The sequence below is a fragment of the Lapidilactobacillus gannanensis genome, from assembly GCF_003946675.1.
In the GTDB taxonomy this organism is placed as follows: Bacteria; Bacillota; Bacilli; order Lactobacillales; family Lactobacillaceae; genus Lapidilactobacillus; species Lapidilactobacillus gannanensis.
In genome coordinates, this window is the sequence record NZ_RHOT01000037.1 from 1 (window position 1) to 21,712 (window position 21,712).

The following is a 21,712-nucleotide window of genomic DNA, read 5'->3' on the forward strand; positions in this document are numbered from 1 at the left end:
GTGTGGTAACTATAAGAATAGGTCTTCATGGCCTTTTTGGTCTAGTCATTTAGGTGTTGCACTTCAATTTTAAATCCGGCATCGAAAATTAATTTAGTACAATGAATACTAACATCAGGAATTAAATGCACAGAACGTATAGAGCGTGCCTCTCAGATTTTTATATTAATTTTTAAATCAACATTGAATATAAAAACAAAAAAGCAGTCACTTTTCAGCGACTGCTTTAATCATTTTTATAATGGGAACTAATTTATCGTGTTCCGGCTGACAATTGGCTATGGCTAACCTAAATATTCAACGATCGACTGCGCCGCTCATTAAAATATTCGAGGTTAGCCTACGCCAAAAGTGCGCCGACCTACACTACTAATTTCTAGTTACCACCATTTTTCTTGATGATTTCTTCTTGGATGCTCTTTGGTACAGCTTCGTAGTGATCAAAGACCATTGTGAAGGTACCACGGCCTTGCGTTGCAGAGCGCAATGTCGTTGCATAACCGAACATTTCAGAAAGTGGTACAAAGGCATTAACAACCTGAGCGTTACCACGTGCTTCCATCCCATCAACACGACCACGACGAGCAGTAATTTGACCCATAACATCACCTAAGTAATCTTCGGGGGCAACAACTTCAACCTTCATGATTGGTTCAAGGATAACGGCACCAGCCGCTTTAGAAGCATTACGTAAAGCCATTGAAGCGGCAACTTTGAAGGCTGCTTCAGAAGAATCGACTTCATGATATGAACCATCATAAAGTTTAGCTTTAACGTCAATTAATGGGTAGCCGGCAAGAACACCATTTTCCATAGATTCTTTCAAACCTTGTTCAACTGATGGAATGTATTCACGAGGAACAACACCACCAACAATGGCATTCTCGAATTCAAAGCCCTTACCTTCGTCGTTTGGCGTAAATTCGATCCAAACATCACCGTATTGACCTTTACCACCAGACTGGCGAACAAACTTACCTTGTGCGGAAGCTTGTTTTGTAAAGGTTTCACGATAAGCAACTTGAGGTTCGCCGACTTTAGCTTCAACCTTGAATTCACGACGCATCCGGTCAACAATGATGTCCAAATGCAATTCGCCCATCCCAGAGATTAAAGTTTCACCAGTTTCAGGGTTAGTTTCAGCCTTGAAAGTAGGATCTTCTTCAGCAAGCTTTTGTAAAGCGATATCCATCTTATCCCGGTCTTCTTTTGAGTTAGGCTCAATTGAAACTTGGATAACTGGATCTGGGAAGTTCATTGATTCCAAGATCAATGGATGATCAACGTCAGTTAATGAGTCCCCAGTAGTCGTATTCTTCAAACCAATCGCAGCAGCGATATCACCAGAGAATACTTCAGGAATTTCGGTACGGTGGTTAGAATGCATTTGTAGCAAACGACCAACACGTTCACGTTTGTCTTTAGTTGCATTTAAGACATAAGAACCGGCTTGCAAAGTACCAGTATAAACACGGAAGAATGTTAAACGACCTACGAATGGGTCAGTCGCAATCTTGAATGCTAAACCAGAAAATGGCTTGCTGTCATCAGCCTTAAGTTCAACTTCGTCACCTGAATCAGGATCAGTAGCCTTGTAAGGACGAACGTCTAATGGTGATGGTAAGTAGTCGATAACGGCATCCATCAACATTTGAACACCCTTGTTCTTAAATGCTGAACCTGCTAAAACAGGGTAGAATTTCAAAGCGATAGTTGCTTTACGAATAGCAGCGATTAATTCTTCAGGTGAAATTTCTTCGCCATCTAAATATTTCTCCATAATGCCATCATCAACATCAGCAACAGCTTCAACTAATTCAGTCCGCCGCTTTTCAGCTTGCTCCTTATATTCGTCAGGAACTGGCACTGTATCCCACTTGCTACCTAATTCATCTTCATCATAAAGATCGGCAACCATGTGGATCAAGTCAATGACACCTTCGAATTGATCTTCAGCACCAATTGGCATTTGAACAGCATGAGCATTAGCTTGTAAACGATCATGTAAAGTTGATACAGAATAGTCAAAGTCGGCACCGATTTTGTCCATTTTGTTAACGAAAACTAAACGAGGAACGCCATAAGTTGTTGCTTGACGCCAAACATTTTCAGTCTGAGGTTCAACACCTGATTGGGCATCCAAGACAGTGATAGCACCGTCTAAAACCCGCAATGAACGTTCAACTTCGATTGTGAAGTCAACGTGTCCTGGGGTATCAATGATGTTAATCCGATGTTTCTTCCATTCAGCAGAAGTGGCAGCAGAAGTAATTGTGATACCACGTTCTTTTTCTTCGTCCATCCAGTCCATTTGTGAAGCACCTTCATGGGTTTCACCAATTTTGTGGATTTTACCGGTATAGTAGAGAATCCGTTCAGTCGTTGTTGTTTTACCAGCATCGATATGAGCCATGATCCCGATATTACGTGTCTTTTCCAGAGGGAATTCACGTTTGTTAGCCATGGAAAATTTAACTCCTCTCAAAGTTGATCAATAGTTTTTTAAGTAAAAATGAGCGGCTGCCCCGCAAAAAACGAAAGTAGCTGCTCAAAATAACCAGAATCTTACCAACGATAGTGTGCGAAGGCACGGTTGGCATCTGCCATTTTATGTGTATCTTCACGTTTCTTAACGGAAGCACCAGTATTATTAGCAGCATCCATGATTTCGTTAGCTAAACGTTCGTCCATTGTATGTTCATTACGTAAACGAGCGTAGCTAACAAGCCAACGTAAGCCTAAAGTTGTCCGACGTTCTGGGCGAACTTCGATAGGAACTTGATAGTTAGAACCACCGATCCGGCGAGCCTTGACTTCAAGAACAGGCATAACGTTCTTCATAGCTTCTTCAAATACTTCAAGTGGTTCTTTGTTAGTCTTTTCTTTTACAATATCAAAAGCATCATACAAAATTGTTGATGCAGTTCCGCGCTTACCATCAACCATTAAACGATTGATTAAACGAGAAACTAATTTTGAATTATACACGGGATCTGGCAAGACGTCGCGTTTTGCCACATTACCTTTTCTTGGCATTGAATAAACCTCCTAGTAATGGTCAAATTATATTAGTTTACTTCTTAGGGCGTTTAGCACCGTACTTAGAACGGCTTTGTTTACGATCAGTAACACCGGCAGTATCTAGCGCACCACGAATAATATGGTAACGAACACCAGGAAGGTCTTTTACACGACCGCCACGGATCAAAACAACACTATGCTCTTGCAAGTTATGGCCAATACCAGGGATATAGGCAGTTACTTCAATCAAGTTTGAAAGACGAACACGGGCATACTTCCGCAAAGCAGAGTTAGGTTTCTTAGGTGTCATTGTGCCGACACGAGTTGCAACCCCACGTTTTTGAGGCGCTGGATTGTCAGTCAATGACTTCTTTTTACTGTTATAGCCAAAATTCAATGCTGGTGAATCAGACATTGAAATTTTTGATTTACGGCCTTTACGTACCAATTGATTAATAGTTGGCATTAAGGATCCTCCTCAATTTAATTCAAGTTTAAGTACACACATCCAGGTGGTTCATTTTAAAGTAAAAAATAAGACACCTGAACTTTAAGATTGGCTTCGAATATTGCAGCACGGATACAGATGTATCGAACAATAACCAGAAAGCACCTTAAATAGATTAGCACGCTAGGCAAAACATGTCAAACCCTTCGTTAAATTAATAGCGGTTTCATTATAATCTTCAACATAAAAAATAGACTTTTTTGCGTATTTAGTTTCAGAGGTGGTTCAAATGTTTAATCTACGCGTCCTAGTATTTAATAGTTGGTTGTTCGCTGCAGGTAGTTGCATTGGTTCGTTTTTTTCATTATTGATCAGTCGTTGGTTAACCCAACGTGAGGTTGTTTTTACACCTTCAGCCTGCGATTGTTGCCAGCAGCCACTGGCCTACTATGATCTTTGCCCGATTTTAGGTTACTGGCAACAACATGGTCGTTGTCGCTATTGCAACCATGCCATTTCGCCAATTTCTCTACAAGCTGAACTGATTGGCGGCTTAGTTTGCTGTTGGCTATGGCAAATCAAGTGGTTCTTACAGCCAATTGATTATTGGCTGCTACTTTGGCTGTTCTTAATGGCACTATTAGATCAACAAACTGGCTTTGTTTACCAAGGCTTACTCAATTGCGTGGTCGCTGGCAGTTTGATTATTCTTTTTCCTTATCAAATGTCCCAAGTCATCCAACCACTGATTCTTTATCTCTGTCTGTGGCTACTGCAAAAGTGGCAACACAATCTAGGCAGCGCAGATTTAATTTGGCTGGCTTTATTATTATTCAGTCACGATTTCACTTGGCTCTTAAAAATCGTACTGCTCAGTAACCTACTGGTTGTTAGTCATGCCCTTTTTAAGCAAAAGCAGCAACAACGAATTCCTTATCTACCCTACTTATTTATTAGTTACTTACTAGTCCCATTACTCTAATAACCCGAGACCACTGATACCACTTAACGTCCTTCGTCGCACTCTAAACAAAAAAGCCTAGCCGTCACTTGACGAGGCTAGACTTTCTAAACACTATTATGCGCTAATGGTATTAAAAATCTCGTTGCTTAGTTTCAATCATTGGATAGAGGCTGCCTAAGCACAATAAAATCAGCCCCACCACAACTAATTTGTTGTCTATCTGTTCACCAGTCTTAGGTAATTGACTTGCCACTGACTTAGTATTCTGCACAACCTGATTGTCTAAAATGCTAACTCGGGTTGTTGTTAAGCTCGCTGGTTGTTCAGTTTTAGGAAGTATGATTGGGTCAGTTGTTGGTGTAGCTGACTCAGCTTGTGACAACACCGTGACAGCAACTGTCCGCGCAATCTCATTACCGGCAATATCACGATAGCGATAAGTTACTGGATAAGTCCCGGCCTGAGTGGCATTAACTTGGCCAGTAGTCGTAATACCCTGCTCAAAAGTAATGGGCTGGCCTGAAGCATCAGTGCCACTAACAAAATTATCATTTGGCTGCCAATTTTGTCCAGCAGTAATCTGACTATCTTTTGCAGTTAGACTTGCAGCCGAGGCGACTACTTTCACCGTTGCTTGCTGAGTAATGCTATTGCCTGCCTGATCAACATACTGATATTTAAGTGGATAAGTTCCCGGCAGCTGCGGATCTACTTGATCATGACCAGTGACTGTCAATGCGCTCACAGCCAATGCCTGGCCAGTCGCATCAGTCGCACTTAACAAACTATCTTCGGGCTGCCAGCTAGTCTTTGGCCCAGCAATTAAAGTAACAGCTCCGTTTTGAATACTTGCCTTAGTTGCAGCTACATTGACTTGGGCCGTTTGCTGAACCACATTATTCAGCGCGTCAGTGTAGGCGTAGGTTACGGGATATTGTCCGGGAGTGGTCAGATCCACCTGATCAGCACCACTAACAGTCATGTCCGCTAGATCAACTGACTGACCGGTTTCATTTGTTGCACTAACGAAACTATCAGCTGGTTGCCAAGTGGTCTTTGGTCCAGCAATCAAATTTTGATCAGCCACATTCACTGTCGTTTTACTTGGCAAAATAGTAACGCTGGCCACTTGTCGATAAACATAGCCAGAATTGGGATCTGTCGCAGAGTAGCTTACCTGATAAGTACCTGGTGTATTAGTCGGAACGGTTGCGAATGAATGCCCGCTAGCATCTGTCACTTGCACATCTGTGTCAGTAACTGCAAGCGTACTATCTGGCTGGGCCACATAATTATCTGCCGGTGTCCAAGTTGTGGCCGTGCCAGCAGTTAAAGTTGAATCAGTCACAGTAAAAGGTTCAAAATACCAAACATAGGTCGTCGTTGTTGCTGTCTCCGCAGATAGATAATTACTATTAAATAAATCATTATCACTGTACGGATCATCAGTTGTATATGTTTTGCCAGTACTGAGATCAACCCAGAGATGATTAGGATAATCAGGACCAAAATTAGTGTTCAAATAACACCAATCAGAGCGATAATTCTTACCTAGAGATAATTTTCTAAGCTTAGGCATTCGGCTGACCATATTACTCGTTTTATCGCTAGCAATGTTTCTCAAATCAAAATTAGTTAGGTCTAACTCAGTTAGCGCATAGCACATCATAAACATATTCGCCATACCGGTTACTTTAGTCGTATCAAAACTTGACACGTTGACAGATGTTAGCGAATTATCGCTGGCAAACATTGATGTCATCTCTGTCACTTGACTCGTATCAAAGCTGGTTAGATCAAGTGATTGCAATTTAATATCTGAAGCAAACATCGACCCCCATATCAGTCACTTTAGCAGTCTTAAAGTTGCTTAAATCAAGATTAGTCAATGACTTACATTGGGAAAACATCATGTGCATATTAATCACCTGACTTGTGTCCAATTTAGTCAAATTGTCAATAGTGATCAGCTGATCCAATCCAGTAAATAGTCGCTGTGAATCTTGATTAGCAATAACAGTATCTTCGAAAACAACTTTCGTAATATCTGCTTTGTACCCAATCCAATAAGAAATCAGATTCGTGTTAATCACCGGTGCTGGTTCACCTAAAGTCCCAGCACCAATGTGCAAGACCTTTTGTGCATCGATCCACCACTGACTAGTACCATACACGCCGCTGGCAATATTAGTCGTTTCACTAGCAGCCGGATATTCTTTTGCCGGTGCCGAAGTTGCTAATTGAACGACTGTATTTTGGTTAGAATCACCAGCATTACTAACAGCTGCTTGAACACTAGTTACGGCCTGTGCCTGTAAAATCACTGCTGCTAACCCAATTGCAAGCCAAGCACGCCCTTTTTTCCCAAAATGAAGGGTGTGTTGTTCGTCATTTGTTGTGCATGTCATTTGTTTCTCCCCCTGAATTCTGACCAATAAATTTGAAATTATTCTAGCAACGCATAATAAAGCATCATTGTCCACTGGACAGTTGCTAAGACAAATTCACCTAATAAATAAAAATAATTATTCCCCAATAATATTTTTCATTTAGTTTATTAAAATATATCATACTTTTTCTAAAAGGTCATCTAAATAATTTTGTATTAACTAAATGCTATTGGTCTTTACTGGAGGGCCATCATTCAAAGATCGCGAACCCAAATGACAATCTTTTCACTGGAACAAAACGAATCTTGCAGCTGCAGCAGGTTCTCAAAAATTGTTTGGTGCCGCTTAACATAAATTAACGCAAAAAAAGAACGAGTAATTCTGCACGAATTACTCGTTCTTTTATTTTAATGTTCACTAGCTGATTAATCTCAGCTAGCCATTACGTATACTTAAACTCATTCAGCCAGGTTCTTACTTATCAGCAGGAACTTCTGGTGTCTGATCAGCTTGTAATTTCTTCTCGATGTCAGAGATTGAGTAAATACTCTGTGAAGAAGCACCAACTGTCTTAGGTTCCATATGACGATACTTCGCCATACCAGTACCAGCAGGCACAATCTTACCAATGATGACATTCTCTTTCAAACCAATCAATGGATCATTCTTACCACGGATCGAAGCATCAGTTAAGACCCGAGTTGTTTCCTGGAAAGAAGCAGCTGATAAGAAACTGTTAGTTTCAAGAGATGCCTTAGTGATACCAAGTAAGACTGGACGACCAGTTGCTGGAATACCACCCTTGATCAAGGTTGCTTGGTTCTGCTCCGTGAAGTCAGCAATATCCATTAAAGTACCAGGCAAGATTTCGGTGTCACCAGGATCAAGAACCCGGATCTTCCGCAACATTTGCCGAACCATAACTTCCACGTGCTTATCACTAATTTCAACACCTTGCATCCGATAAGTCTTTTGAACTTCAGATAACAGGTAGTTTTCAGTAGATAAGACATCACGAACACGAATCAATTCCTTAGGATCAATTGAACCACCAGTTAACTTAGCACCACGTTCGATGTGATCACCTTCGGCAACCGCAACGCTTGAGGCATAAGGCACACTGTAAGTTCGAGTATCAGTTTTACCCTCAACTGTGATCTCACGAGTATGTTCTGCTGGGTTCTCATCAATGGCAGTTACTTCACCAGTAACTTCAGTGATAACAGCCAAGCCTTTAGGATTACGGGCTTCGAAGATTTCCTGAACTCGAGGTAACCCCTGAGTGATATCTTCGCCACCGGCAACACCGCCGGAATGGAAGTTCCGCATGGTTAACTGAGTACCTGGTTCACCAATTGATTGGGCAGCAACAGTACCAACTGCTTCGCCGACTTCAACTTCACCACCAGTAGCTAAGTTATAACCATAACACTTCTTGCAGACGCCATGTTTAGTGTTACATGTAAAGACGGAACGAATAGTTGCTTCTTCAACACCAGCATCAACAATCTTATGCGCAGTATCTTCATCAACTAACATGCCCCGAGGCGCAATAATCTCACCAGTTTCTGGATTGATCACTGATTTTTGCAAGTAACGACCAACTAAACGGTCAAACAAGTTTTCAATTAATTCGTTACCTTCGCGAATTGCCCGAACAACGATCCCACGATCAGTGCCACAGTCTTCTTCACGAACAATAACATCTTGTGCCACATCAACCAACCGTCGCGTTAAGTAGCCTGAATCGGCTGTCTTCAAGGCGGTATCGGTCATCCCCTTACGGGCACCATGGGTTGACATGAACATTTCCATGACGGACAAGCCTTCACGGAAGTTTGAAGTAACAGGGACTTCCATCATCCCACCGTTAGGAGCGGCCATTAAACCACGCATACCGGCAAGCTGAGTAAAGTTAGAAATCGAACCCCGGGCCCCGGAATCACTCATCATTGAGATAGGATTTGAAGGGTCAAAGGAATCAACTAATTCTTGTTGAATATCATCTTTAGCATCATTCCAAATGGTAATTACTCGATCATGACGTTCTTGATCAGTAATTAAACCACGCCGGAATTGTTTAGAGACATTGGCAACTTTCTTATGCGCATCTTCAACGATTTGATCTTTATTAGGCATGACAGGTACGTCAGCAACCCCGACAGTTAAGCCGGAAATTGTACAAACTGTATAGCCTAATTCCTTCATATCATCCAATAACTCAGAAGTACGTTGCACCTTATAGATTTTAAAGACTTGAGCAATAATATCTGATAAGAAACCCTTCTTGAATGGGGTGATCAAGTCATCCTCAGCCAACTTATCTTTAATATCCTCACCAGGAGCAAGAATATATTGATCAAGTTTGCCCTCAACTAAGTTATCGTTAGTTGGTTCATTCAAATATGGGAAATCTGCAGGTAAAACTTGATTAAAGATAGCTTTACCAACAGAAGTAACTAAAATCTTATTACGATCTTCGTCAGCAAATGGTTTCTTTGGCATTGATGCAATTGCTAAGCCAATCCGGCTATGGTAATGAACATCACCATTTTGCATCGCAGTCAGAACTTCACCAATATCTTTGAAAATCATGCCTTCGCCTTCGCGACCGCGTTCTTCAAGCGTCAAGTAATAGTTACCTAAAACAACGTCCTGAGAAGGCGTAACGATTGGCTTACCATCTTTAGGTGCCAAGATATGATGAGCAGCTAACATCAACATCCGTGCTTCAGCTTGAGCTTCATCTGATAAAGGTACATGGATGGCCATCTGGTCACCATCAAAATCGGCATTGTAAGCTTCACAAGCAAGTGGATGTAAACGAATTGACTTCCCATCAACTAAGACAGGCTCAAAAGCTTGGATACCTAAACGGTGTAATGTTGGTGCCCGGTTAAGTAGCACTGGACGTTCCTTAATCACATCTTCCAAAACATCCCAAACATCATCATCTTGACGTTCAATTTTACGTTTTGCATTTTTGATATTAGAAGCGATTTCCCGCTTAACTAATTCATGCATAACGAATGGTTTGAATAATTCCAAAGCCATCTGACGAGGCACACCACATTGATAGAACTTCAACGTTGGACCAACATCAATAACCGAACGACCAGAATAATCAACACGCTTACCAAGTAAGTTCTGACGGAAACGACCTTGCTTCCCTTTCAGCATATGTGACAGAGATTTCAATGGACGATTACCAGGGCCAGCGACTGGACGGCCACGACGACCGTTATCAATCAAGGCGTCAACAGCTTCTTGAAGCATTCGCTTTTCGTTTTGAACGATAATGCTTGGTGCGTTCAGATCTAACAAGCGTTTCAAACGATTGTTACGGTTGATAACTCGGCGATACAAATCATTTAAATCAGAAGTGGCAAACCGGCCACCTTCCAATTGCACCATTGGCCGTAAATCTGGTGGAATAACGGGAATAGCTTCCATGATCATCCATTCAGGACGGTTTCCAGATTGATGGAACGCATCTAAAATGTCTAACCGGCGAATTGCCCGGGTCCGTTTTTGGCCTTGAGCCGTCAACAAATCTTCTTTTAATTCTTTAATTTCTTTACCAAGATCAACTTTTTGCAATAATTCTTTGATGGCTTCAGCACCCATTTTGGCATCGAAGCGATCGCCGAATTCATCGAGACGTTCCCGATATTCTTGTTCAGTCAAAAGTTGCTTGTATTCCAAAGTTGTGTCGCCAGGATCAATGACAACATATGAAGCAAAGTAAATGATTTCTTCAAGTGCCCGCGGGCTCATGTCCAAAATCAAACCCATTCGACTTGGAATACCTTTGAAATACCAAATATGTGAAACTGGTGCTGCTAACTCGATATGGCCCATCCGTTCCCGCCGAACTTTCGAACGCGTAACTTCAACACCACAGCGATCACAGACAATGCCCTTATACCGGACACGCTTGTACTTACCACAAGCACATTCCCAATCTTTAGTTGGTCCGAAAATGCGTTCATCGAACAACCCATCACGTTCAGGTTTCAAAGTCCGGTAGTTGATTGTTTCTGGCTTTTTAACTTCACCATAGGACCAACTCCGAATCTTATCAGGCGATGCGAGTCCGATCTGCATGCTTTCAAACTTGTTTACATCGATCAAAGATTTAGACCTCCCTGTCTATTGTCAAGTGGCGCGACTTACTTTTCAGTAGCGTCGGAGCCATTCATTTCGGCCATTGCTTTTTTAGCTTCTTGCTCTTGCCGTTTCTTTTCTTGTTCATCAGAGAATTTCTGCAAAGCATCGTTATTGGCAACATCATCTTCATCATCATCCATGTCGCGCAATTCGATTTCTTGATGATCTGCATCTAAGACCTTCATGTCCAAACCAAGCGCTTGTAATTCTTTAACAAGTACTCGGAATGATTCAGGCACACCTGGTTTTGGAATTGGTTCGCCCTTAACAATCGCTTCGTAAGTCTTAACCCGACCAACAACATCGTCAGACTTGTAAGTTAAGATTTCTTGCAAGGTATAAGCGGCACCATAAGCTTCCAAAGCCCAAACTTCCATTTCCCCGAAACGCTGACCACCAAACTGAGCTTTACCACCCAGTGGTTGTTGCGTAACTAATGAGTAAGGTCCGATTGAACGAGCATGAATCTTATCGTCAACCATGTGGGCTAATTTCATGTAATACATAACCCCAACAGAAACCCGATTATGGAAAGCTTCACCAGTTCGACCATCATAAAGTACAGTCTTACCATCATGAGCCATGTTGGCTTCTTTAACCGTATCCCAGAGATCCTTTTCATTAGCACCATCAAAAACTGGTGTTGAAATATGAATGCCTAAGTTACGAGCAGCCATCCCTAAGTGCAATTCCAGAACCTGACCAATGTTCATCCGTGAAGGAACACCCATTGGGTTCAATAGAATATCAACTGGTGTACCATCTGGCATGTATGGCATGTCTTCTTCAGGAACAACGATAGAAACCGTCCCTTTGTTACCATGACGGCCGGCCATCTTGTCACCAACTTGAATCTTCCGCTTCTGAGCGATATAAACCCGAACCATCATATTGACGCCAGGTGCCAATTCGTCGCCAGCTTCACGAGTGAAGATTTTAACGTCTTGGATAATACCGCCACCACCATGAGGTACTCGGAGTGAAGTATCACGAACTTCACGAGCCTTTTCACCGAAAATCGCATGTAATAAGCGTTCCTCAGCAGATAATTCAGTGACACCCTTAGGCGTTACTTTACCAACTAAGATATCACCATCACGGACTTCAGCACCGATCCGAACAATCCCAAATTCGTCAAGATCTTTCAAAGCATCTTCACCAACGTTAGGAATTTCTCGAGTCATTTCCTCAGGCCCTAATTTTGTATCACGTGCTTCTGACTCATACTCTTCAATATGAATTGATGTATAAACATCATCTTTAACCAAGCGTTCAGACAAGACAACAGCATCTTCGAAGTTATACATGTTCCAAGTCATGAAAGCAATTAGTGGGTTTTGTCCTAAAGCTAACTCACCATTTTCCATGGCTGGACCATCAGCAATAATTTCGCTAGCGTTGATTTGGTCACCTTTATGAACGATTGGCCGTTGGTTGTAACTCTTACCAGCATTAGAACGACGGAACTTCATTAATGAATACTTATCTAAAGTACCATCTTCGCGACGAATCCGAATTTCTTTGGCATCAACAAACTCAACCACACCAGGATGCTTAGCCAAAACAGCAATTCCTGAGTCATGAGCAGCCACATATTCCATCCCCGTACCAATTAATGGGGCATGAGGATTGATCAATGGCACGGCCTGACGTTGCATGTTGGCACCCATTAAAGCTCGGTTCGAGTCATCATTTTCCAAGAAAGGAATGCAGGCAGTCGCTACGGCAACTACTTGTTTAGGTGAAACGTCCATGTAGTCAACTTTTTCAGGGCTGATTTCAATGTTGTCATCTTTATGACGTGCTAAGACAGTATCATCCTGGAAACTACCATCATCATTTAATGGTGAGTTCGCCTGAGCAACAATATAGTTATCTTCTTCGTCGGCTGTTAAATAGTCGATTTTGTCAGTAACTTTATGGTCAGTCCAAGCAACCCGACGATATGGTGTTTCAATGAAACCATACTTATTAACAACGGCATAAGAAGCCAAACTGTTAATCAAACCAATGTTAGGACCTTCAGGTGTTTCAATTGGACACATCCGGCCATAGTGCGTGTAGTGCACGTCCCGGACTTCATAACCAGCTCGATCACGAGTCAAACCACCAGGCCCTAAGGCTGATAGCCGGCGCTTATGAGTTAACTCACCAAGTGGGTTCGTCTGATCCATGAATTGGGATAATTGTGAAGAACCAAAGAATTCCTTAATTGCCGCTACAACAGGACGAATATTAATTAATTGTTGTGGGGTAACTGTTGCGATATCTTGAATTGACATCCGTTCACGAACAACTCGTTCCATCCGTGCTAAACCAATTCGGAATTGGTTTTGGAGTAATTCACCAACAGAACGAATCCGCCGATTGCCTAAATGGTCGATATCATCAGTGACGCCTAAACCTTCGCGTAAGTTGAGGAAGTAGTTAATTGACGCAATAATGTCAGCAGGGGTAATATGCTTAACATCTTCAGGGATATTAGCATTACCAATCAAGCTCACTTCTTTTTCAGGATCATCAGGAGAAACGACCTTAATAATCTGAACAGTCATTGGATCCTTAACCACACCTTCATCAGAAGGTTGGAAAGTCACCGTCTTAAAATCGTTGCGTTCCAAGTATGGCAACAATGTCTCCATTACGGAACGATCAACTAAAGTACCTTTAGCTGCTAAAATTTCACCTGTATCAGGATCAGCTAAAGTTTCAGCCAACGTTTGGTTGATCAAGCGATGTTTCATACCTAACTTCTTGTTGATCTTATAACGACCAACTGGTGCTAAGTCATAACGCTTTGGATCAAAGAAACGAGCATAAAGTAATGAACGAGAACTGTCAGCAGTCTTAGGTTCGCCAGGACGTAACCGTTCGTAAATATCCTTCAAGCCTTCAATGACACGTGAATCAGAAGTATCCTTATGAACATCTTTTTCCAAAGTGAGCATTAAGCTATCACTTTCGCCTAAAATGTCGATAATTTCTGAATCAGAACCAAAACCTAACGCCCGGATCAAAACAGACAATGGTAATTTACGAGTCCGATCAATGCGGACATAAGCAATATCCTTGGCGTCAGATTCATATTCCAACCAAGCACCACGGTTAGGAATCACCGTTGTGCCGTATAGTGTACGACTGTTCTTATCAATTGAAGAATTAAAGTACACACCAGGTGAACGAACTAATTGAGAAACAATTACCCGTTCAGCCCCGTTAATAATGAACGTACCTTGGTCGGTCATTAATGGAAAATCACCGAAGAAAACGTCTTGGGTCTTAATTTCGTTTGTTTCGTGGTTGGTTAATTTCAAAGTGACGTGTAATGGTGCTGAATAGTTAGCATCATGTTGCCGCGCTTCTTCAACCGTGTATTTTGGTTCTAAAAGCTTGTATCCTACAAATTCTAATGATAAATTCCCAGCGAAGTCATCAATTGGCATGATGTCTTGGAACATGCTCTTCAAGCCTTCGTCTAGAAACCATTGATAAGAATTTAACTGGATTTCGATCAAATTAGGTAAATCCAGCACTTCTTTGATACGTGCGTAAGAACGCCGTGTCCGGTGCTTACCATATTTCACGATATGTCCTACCAAACCGTTCACCCCTTCAAAAAATTCAGCAGCTAAGATTTACAGTATCATTACAAATATTACATTTAGATTAAATCGTCAATTTTAGCGGTTTTTGAGTAAAAAAAAGACAAAAACAACTCGGAATAAACGATTTGCTTTTGTACTTATATAATCACTAACCGGACAAAAGATCGGCGTGATACTGCATATTTTGCTACAGTTCTTGTCAGACAAAGTTTATTGTACTTTTTTTAGAAAGACATGTCAAGACAGAGTGTGAGGGCTGGTGGTCTTTTGGCGTAGTACAATTTCAAATATTTGCATGAGCTGGTGCCAACCAGATCGTGTGAATATTTAAATTGTACCTAGTCATTTACCAGCCCGAACACGTTTCAAGATAGAGTGTGAGGGGTGCCTGGTTTTTGGCGTAGTACAATTTCAAATATTTGCATGAGCTGGTGCCAACCAGATCGTGTGAATATTTAAATTGTACCTAGTCATTTACCAGCCCGAACACGTTTCAAGATAGAGTGTGAGGGGTGCCTGGTTTTTGGCGTAGTACAATTTCAAATATTTGCATGAGCTGGTGCCGACCAGATCGTGTGAATATTTAAATTGTACCTAGTCATTTACCAGCCCGAACACGTTTCAAGATAGAGTGTGAGGGGCAGCGCACTTTTGGCGTAGCCTAACTTCGATTATTTGCATGAGCTGGTGCCAACCAGATCGAGCAAATAATCAAGTTGGGCCTAGCCATTTGTTGCCCCGAACACGTTTCAACTCTAACCAGAAGCAACCCCTAGTAAAGTTTTAAAACAGAACAGGTTTTGACTTCATCCTGGCTAGTGTTTGCGGCAATTGTAGCGGACTAATCAACTCAATTTTGATTGTTATCACAACTGTATTCAAAAAAACTGTTTGACATGATTCTGGTTTAGTCCAGAAAGCTTGTCAAACAGACTTAGTAGTTGATTAGCTCAATCTATTTTTTCAATTAGTGGTGCTCAAATCGATGACCACACAGCGTTTTTTCACGCCAAAACAATCGTCCAACGCTATCTTTTTCAATTAGAGAAGACTTGGTCCAAGTTGATCTTTGAAATACTTGAAATTAAAGTTTTGACTGAGCCCGCAGGAAGTCGCCAGGTTTAACTGGTTGCTCGCAAGTAAAATGCACGATTTCCATTGCGTGCGGTGCCCGCTCGATCGGCTCGTTTTCATCATTAAACAAGTCCTTAACAATTTGAGTATGGTGGGCAAAGTGTGGGCCATAGAATTCGATTTGGTCACCAATACCGAAATTATTTCGTTGTTGAACAGTCACTTGTTTAGTCACATCATCGTAACCTAGAACCTCACCAACAAACGCATAATGTGGTAAGCGCCGACGTTTGCCAAACAATTGGAAATCTTCGTTTGGCGTACCATAGTAGAAACCAGTTGAAAGTTCACGCTGAGCTACTTTCCATAATTCATCGACCCACTCTTGTTTCAATTGATAATGTTCAGGGTCTTCACAGTAAGAACGCACAGCAGTCGAATACACATTAGCCACAGTTGAGACATAATGAACTGTTTTCATCCGGCCTTCAATCTTCAAAGAATCGACGCCAGCATCAACTAAGTCAGGAATGTGTTCAATCATCGACATATCAACCGCACTCATCGAAAACTTCTCGATTTTACCTTCAGCGTTGTGCCCCATTAGTTCCCGCTTCTGCCCTAATTCAGGAATGTCGAACAAATCATATTTCCAGCGACAGTTTTGGGCACAGCCACCACGATTGGCATCACGTAAACTAAGATGATTAGACAAAACACAGCGGCCAGAATAACCAATACACATTGCCCCGTGGACGAAGGATTCGATTTGAACATCCGTGTGTTGCCGCATTTCTTTAATTTCAGCAATGCCAACTTCACGAGCCAACACAACACGTTCCAATCCTTCATGCTGCCAGAAGTTCAATGTTTCGTAATTAGTCGCTGACGCTTGCGTTGATAAATGTACTTTTAAACCTGGTGCCTCAGTAATAGCTGTTTCAATCAAGGACGGATCAGAAACAATAACGGCATCAATTCCGGCATCACGCACGTGCCGATAAAATTCACCTGCACCAGCTAGATTTTGTTCATGAGCAACAATGTTCGCCGCTACATAAACTTTGGCGCCACGCTCATGAGCATATTTTGCACCGGCGGCCATTTCTTCAAAAGAAAAATTACCAGCGCGGGACCGTAACCCATATGCGTCGCCACCAATATAAACAGCATCAGCACCATAATCAATTGCAATCCGTAACTTCTCTGGTGTACCTGCAGGCGCTAATACTTCGGGATGTTTCACTGCTGTTTTTAACATTATTTCACCTCATTGGGATCTAAATCAAAGAACCCATTATCTAACCCACGCTCAGCTGGCTGCAAATCGCGAACTGTTTGGTCAAGGTCAGCTAATTGAACTGCTGAAGCTTGATCTTGATCTAATAAATCACGGGCCTGAGCGAAGGCTGCCACTTGTTTGACAAAATTAGTTGGATCAGCATATAAGCCATCTAATTTCCAACGTCGTAAACCTAAATCCCATAATTTTGGTAGATCAGTCATTAAATCCAAATCATTATTTGCAAAAATATGCGTCCCATTTAAATCTTCATAAATGGAATAGTGAGTTTCCTCTTTATGTGGCGCTGAAATAAATAATCCCCGCTGACGATCAGTTTTATTCAAATGTTCTTGGACAAAGTTAGAATAATTCTGCAACAATGGTCGCCCGGACTGATGAATGGCGATGGCCCCGTAAACCGTAACTTCGACTGGAATATCAATTTGCTGAGATAATGGCACCATTTCCTGATAAGGCACTTCATGAGCCAAAACAGCACCACTAGCCTGATGTTTACCCCAGAAATTAATTTGCCGCGAGCTGGTTACCAAATCAGCAGCATCATAAATGTAAGGCAAATCCAATGCTGCCTGCTGTAATAAATAAATTGCGCCGGGATCACCAATCGTTACTTCATCAACACCAATAGCGGACATTTTCTGCAGATAAGCGGTCACTTTTTTTATCCGGTCGTTATGAAAAATGGCATTGACTGCCACTGTCACTTTGCGATCATGCTGATGTGCTAATTCAACGATTTGGGCAATTTCGTCTGGCTTAAAACTATGTGGTAAGCGTAATCCAAAATAATCCTCACCTAAATACAAGCGATCCACTCCAGCGGTAATTAATGCCGCTGCCTGATCATAACTGGCAACTGTTGCCACTAACTCTGTCATAAGAAGCCTCTTTCTTTTCGGAAGTTTAACAGTAAAAATCATAGCACGAATTCACTAAGTTGTGAACTCCACTAAACAGAGTGTGAGGGCTGGTGGTCTTTTGGCGTAGTACAATTTCAAATATTTGCATGAGCTGGTGCCAACCAGATCGCGTGAATATTTAAATTAGCCATAGCCATTTACCGCCCCGAACACATTTAGGTAATTTGCTGACATGCGATGGCTCAAACTAAAGTCAGCGAAAGTTTTGAAACAAAAAAAGCTTGCCTAACAATTCCTAACCTAGCCAGAAATTGTCAAACAAGCTGCGTCATTTTTGAAGTTTTGTCCTAACGGTTAAGCCTTAACTGTCTTTTTTGGTTTAGCACTAGGTTTTTCATCTTGAATATTAACTGTGATTTTACCTTTGCTAGCACCAATGGTGATCAACGAACCCTCGCGAACTGTTTTAGCGAGCAAGAGCTCACTAACTTGATCTTCGATGTCACGTTGAATTGCACGACGTAATGGCCGCGCACCATATTCGGGATCAAAACCATCAGCTGCAATCACATCCATCGCTGCTGGGGTCAACTTCATCGTAATTCCTTGGTCAGCCAGACGTGTCCGCAAGCGTTGTGAAAGAATTTTAACAATTGTTCGTAATTGTTCTTTATTTAAACTATGGAAAACAACTGTCTCATCGATTCGATTCAAAAATTCTGGTCGGAAGAATTGTTTAGTCGCTTCCATAATCTTCGCTTGTATTTCTTGTTGCTGATTACCAGCACTGTAACTACCGAAACCAACAGATTTGTCATCGCGCATAGCGGTAGCACCTAAATTCGAGGTCAAAATTAAAATCGTATTGCGGAAATCAACCCGGCGCCCCTTAGCATCGGTTAGATAGCCATCATCAAGCACTTGAAGTAATAAGTTAAAGACATCAGGATGTGCCTTCTCAACCTCGTCGAAAAGGACAACTGAATAAGGTTTATTACGTACTTTTTCCGTTAACTGACCGCCTTCGTCATAACCAACGTAGCCAGGAGGCGAACCGATCAATCGAGAAGTGGTGTATTGATCCATAAATTCAGACATATCAATTCGAATTAAGTTGTCTTCAGAACCAAACATTGCCTCAGCTAATGCTTTAGCCAATTCGGTTTTACCAACACCAGTTGGACCAAGGAACAAGAAAGAACCAATTGGTCGTTGTGGATCTTTCAAGCCACTTCGCGCTCGGCGAATCGCCCGAGCAACAGAAGTTACGGCTTGGTCTTGACCAACAACCCGTTCGTGAAGGATCTGCTCCAAATTAATTAGCCGTTCGCTTTCCTTCTTTTGTAATTGCGTCAGCGGCACACCGGTCCATTCAGAAACAACTTCTGCAACATCCTCAGCTTCAACCTTCACATCACGACGGCTAGCATCTGGATCAGCAGCAATCAATTCATCTAATTTTTTACGAAGTGACATTTCTTTTTGGCGAATATCAGCCGCTTTTTCAAAATTCTGTTGCTCAATAGCTTGTTCTTTCTGATTAAGCGCCTGATTAACTTGTTGTTGCAATTGATCGACTGGACTTAAATCACTGGCCTCATCAAGCCGCACTTTAGCCGCTGATTCATCAATTAAGTCAATCGCCTTATCAGGCATAAACCGCCCAACGATGTAACGATCAGCCAGAACAACCGCTTCATGTAACGCACTGTCAGTAATAGTGACCCCATGATGGGCTTCATATTTAGGTCGTAAACCTTTAAGGATTTGCTCAGTTTCAGCCGGCGTTGGTTCGTCAATTTGAACAGTAGCAAACCGCCGTTCTAAGGCAGAATCCTTTTCAATATATTTTTGATACTCATCTAAGGTAGTTGCACCAATGAGCTGTAACTCGCCACGCGCTAAAGCTGGTTTTAGGATATTTGAAGCGTCAATTGCCCCTTCAGCACCACCGGCACCAACTAAAGTGTGTAACTCATCAATAAATAAAATAACTTGACCATCTTGGTAAATTTCGTCAATCACTTTTTTCAAGCGATCTTCAAACTCACCACGATACTTAGTCCCAGCCACTAATGAACCCATATCAAGCATCATTAATCGCTTTTGCCGCATGTCACTAGGAACATTGCCAGCAATAATTCGTTGCGCTAAACCTTCCGCAATAGCAGTTTTACCAACACCAGGTTCGCCAACCAAAACAGGATTGTTCTTCGTTCGGCGACTTAAAATCTGAATCACACGTTTAACTTCACGGTCACGACCGACAACTGGATCCATTTTCTGTTCGCGGGCTGCTTGCGTTAAATCACGCGCCAGTGAATTGAGTGTTGGCGTTGCTGATTGCGACTTCGGTTGCGCACTACGATTAGTCCGCCCATTAGTTGCTTTCTTCAGATTAGTCTCTGAAAGTCCCATTTTCTTCAAAAGAATTTGTTTTGTTTTAGATAAACTTAAGCCCAGATTGGTTAGAATCCGTGCTGCTAAAATATCGTCTTCTCGTAATAGGCCTAACAAAATATGTTCGGTGCCAATTTTAATGGCGCCTAACCGTTTGGCTTCATCACCAGCGTAAGCTAGGATTTGCTTTGCTTTAGGTGAATACGGTAAATAGCCTTCATCGTCCTTTTCAGGAGTTCCATCAACTGAACCATAGCCCGTGAAACGTTCAATTTCTTCTTTCACATAATCGGGAGTAATGGTAAGTTGTCGTAAAGTTTTACCAGCGATGCCATTTTTCTCCATCGTTAACGCCAGCAATAAATGTTCAGTACCAATTGCATGATGATGGAAGTAACGTGCTTGCTCTTGGGCAATCACGAGGACATTACTAGCACTTTCTGTAAATAAATTATCCAAGATACCGCCTACCTTTCTTTAAAAACGCTGATATCTTAAACCGTTCAGTAACGCACTCAATAAATTCGCGCGCAGCGTATCTGTGGCTACTTGATCAGTCACGGCAAAGGCATCATCAGTCAACATCGTCGCTAACAATTGCGCCTCGTGCGTACTTAGGACTTCATTATCTACCAATTGCTGTAAAATGGAAACAGCTTTTTCAAAAGAAATTTGAGCTGTTACCAAAGCCAATAGTTGATTTAAATAATGATCCTGATCACGATAACGTAATTTTTCAATGCGAATGTAGCCGCCGCCACCTCGTTTACTTTCAACTAAATAACCTTGCTGACTAGAAAAACGAGTCTTGATCACATAGTTAATTTGTGAGGGCACACAATTAAATTGAGCCGCAATTGACGCACGATTAATTTCGATTTGTCGATCTGCAGCCAGAATTTCCTTTAGATACGCCTCAATAATATCAGAAATATTTTGTCCCACCATTTCACGACTCCTCTCTGAATTATTTGAGGTGCTGCCGAAGATTACTTTTGACCTTCATTGACCTTTATTATAAAAGAAATCCCGACATCTGCCAACTATCAAGCCTGCAAAGCGGACTAGTTTTCGCAATAATTAACTTACCCTCTATTCACAGCCAACGGAACCAACAGTGGATCCTGCTGTTTTTAAGTCAATCAATCTGAATCATCGTTATAATAAAAAAGAGATTAAACGTAATAATGACAACGTTTAATCTTCTCTAATCACGAATGATCCAATCGGGAAAACGGGATTCGAACCCACGACCTCTGCGTCCCGAACGCAGCGCTCTACCAAGCTGAGCTATTTCCCGCTATTTCACTAACTTCCTAAGTATAGCACAGAAGTTCATCAAAAATTATGATGTTTAAATAAAAAAATAGTCCAAAAGAAGACTTTTAGACAAACAAAAAGCGGAAGACGAGATTCGAACTCGCGACCCCCACCATGGCAAGGTGATGTTCTACCACTGAACTACTTCCGCAAA

The 21,712-nt window shown here is 41.8% G+C and carries 12 protein-coding genes and 2 tRNA genes; 1 reads left to right on the forward strand and 13 read right to left on the reverse strand.

The window, feature by feature from the left end; genetic code table 11:
* Positions 1-376: 376 nt before the first annotated feature.
* The 3 genes from fusA to rpsL form a co-directional block, all read right to left on the reverse strand.
* Positions 377-2,464, reverse strand: a complete 2,088-nt coding sequence (gene fusA, locus EKM81_RS09140; protein WP_125650985.1) for an elongation factor G — start codon at positions 2,462-2,464, stop codon at positions 377-379.
* A 101-nt stretch (positions 2,465-2,565) separates the two neighbouring features.
* Positions 2,566-3,036, reverse strand: coding sequence for a 30S ribosomal protein S7 (rpsG, locus tag EKM81_RS09145; RefSeq protein WP_125650987.1), 471 nt, complete (start codon positions 3,034-3,036; stop codon positions 2,566-2,568).
* Between the two features lie 37 nt (positions 3,037-3,073).
* On the reverse strand, positions 3,074-3,487 hold the full coding sequence (gene rpsL, locus EKM81_RS09150) for a 30S ribosomal protein S12 (RefSeq protein ID WP_125650989.1): 414 nt from the start codon (positions 3,485-3,487) through the stop codon (positions 3,074-3,076).
* Positions 3,488-3,758: 271 nt separating this feature from the next.
* Here rpsL and EKM81_RS09155 point away from each other — a divergent pair, with 271 nt between their 5' ends.
* On the forward strand, positions 3,759-4,451 hold the full coding sequence (locus EKM81_RS09155; RefSeq protein ID WP_125650990.1) for a prepilin peptidase: 693 nt from the start codon (positions 3,759-3,761) through the stop codon (positions 4,449-4,451).
* 112 nt (positions 4,452-4,563) lie between these two features.
* Here EKM81_RS09155 and EKM81_RS09160 read toward each other — a convergent pair whose 3' ends face one another.
* From EKM81_RS09160 to EKM81_RS09205, 10 genes are all read right to left on the reverse strand, one after another.
* The gene (locus tag EKM81_RS09160) at positions 4,564-6,195 is read right to left on the reverse strand and encodes a bacterial Ig-like domain-containing protein (RefSeq protein WP_404802865.1); all 1,632 of its coding nucleotides are present in this window, start codon (positions 6,193-6,195) and stop codon (positions 4,564-4,566) included.
* 49 nt (positions 6,196-6,244) lie between these two features.
* Positions 6,245-6,841: a BspA family leucine-rich repeat surface protein gene (locus EKM81_RS09165; protein WP_125650995.1), complete on the reverse strand. Its 597-nt coding sequence runs from the start codon at positions 6,839-6,841 to the stop codon at positions 6,245-6,247.
* 456 nt (positions 6,842-7,297) lie between these two features.
* A complete protein-coding gene (gene rpoC, locus EKM81_RS09170) occupies positions 7,298-10,957 on the reverse strand; it encodes a DNA-directed RNA polymerase subunit beta' (protein WP_125650997.1) in 3,660 nt (1,219 codons plus the stop codon).
* Positions 10,958-10,995: 38 nt separating this feature from the next.
* The gene (rpoB, locus tag EKM81_RS09175) at positions 10,996-14,592 is read right to left on the reverse strand and encodes a DNA-directed RNA polymerase subunit beta (RefSeq protein ID WP_125650999.1); all 3,597 of its coding nucleotides are present in this window, start codon (positions 14,590-14,592) and stop codon (positions 10,996-10,998) included.
* Positions 14,593-15,682: 1,090 nt separating this feature from the next.
* Complete coding sequence (locus EKM81_RS09180; protein ID WP_125651001.1) at positions 15,683-16,933, reverse strand: peptidase U32 family protein; 1,251 nt, start codon at positions 16,931-16,933, stop codon at positions 15,683-15,685.
* Entirely contained in the window at positions 16,933-17,856 is a 924-nt protein-coding gene (locus tag EKM81_RS09185) for a peptidase U32 family protein (RefSeq protein WP_125651003.1), read from the reverse strand. Before EKM81_RS09185 ends, EKM81_RS09180 begins: the two co-directional genes overlap by 1 nt.
* 336 nt (positions 17,857-18,192) lie before the next feature.
* The gene (locus tag EKM81_RS09190; protein ID WP_125651005.1) at positions 18,193-20,697 is read right to left on the reverse strand and encodes an ATP-dependent Clp protease ATP-binding subunit; all 2,505 of its coding nucleotides are present in this window, start codon (positions 20,695-20,697) and stop codon (positions 18,193-18,195) included.
* A gap of 18 nt (positions 20,698-20,715) precedes the next feature.
* Positions 20,716-21,186, reverse strand: coding sequence for a CtsR family transcriptional regulator (locus EKM81_RS09195; RefSeq protein ID WP_125651007.1), 471 nt, complete (start codon positions 21,184-21,186; stop codon positions 20,716-20,718).
* Positions 21,187-21,464: 278 nt separating this feature from the next.
* A tRNA-Pro gene (locus tag EKM81_RS09200) sits at positions 21,465-21,538 on the reverse strand.
* A gap of 99 nt (positions 21,539-21,637) precedes the next feature.
* A tRNA-Gly gene (locus EKM81_RS09205) sits at positions 21,638-21,709 on the reverse strand.
* Positions 21,710-21,712: the final 3 nt, after the last annotated feature.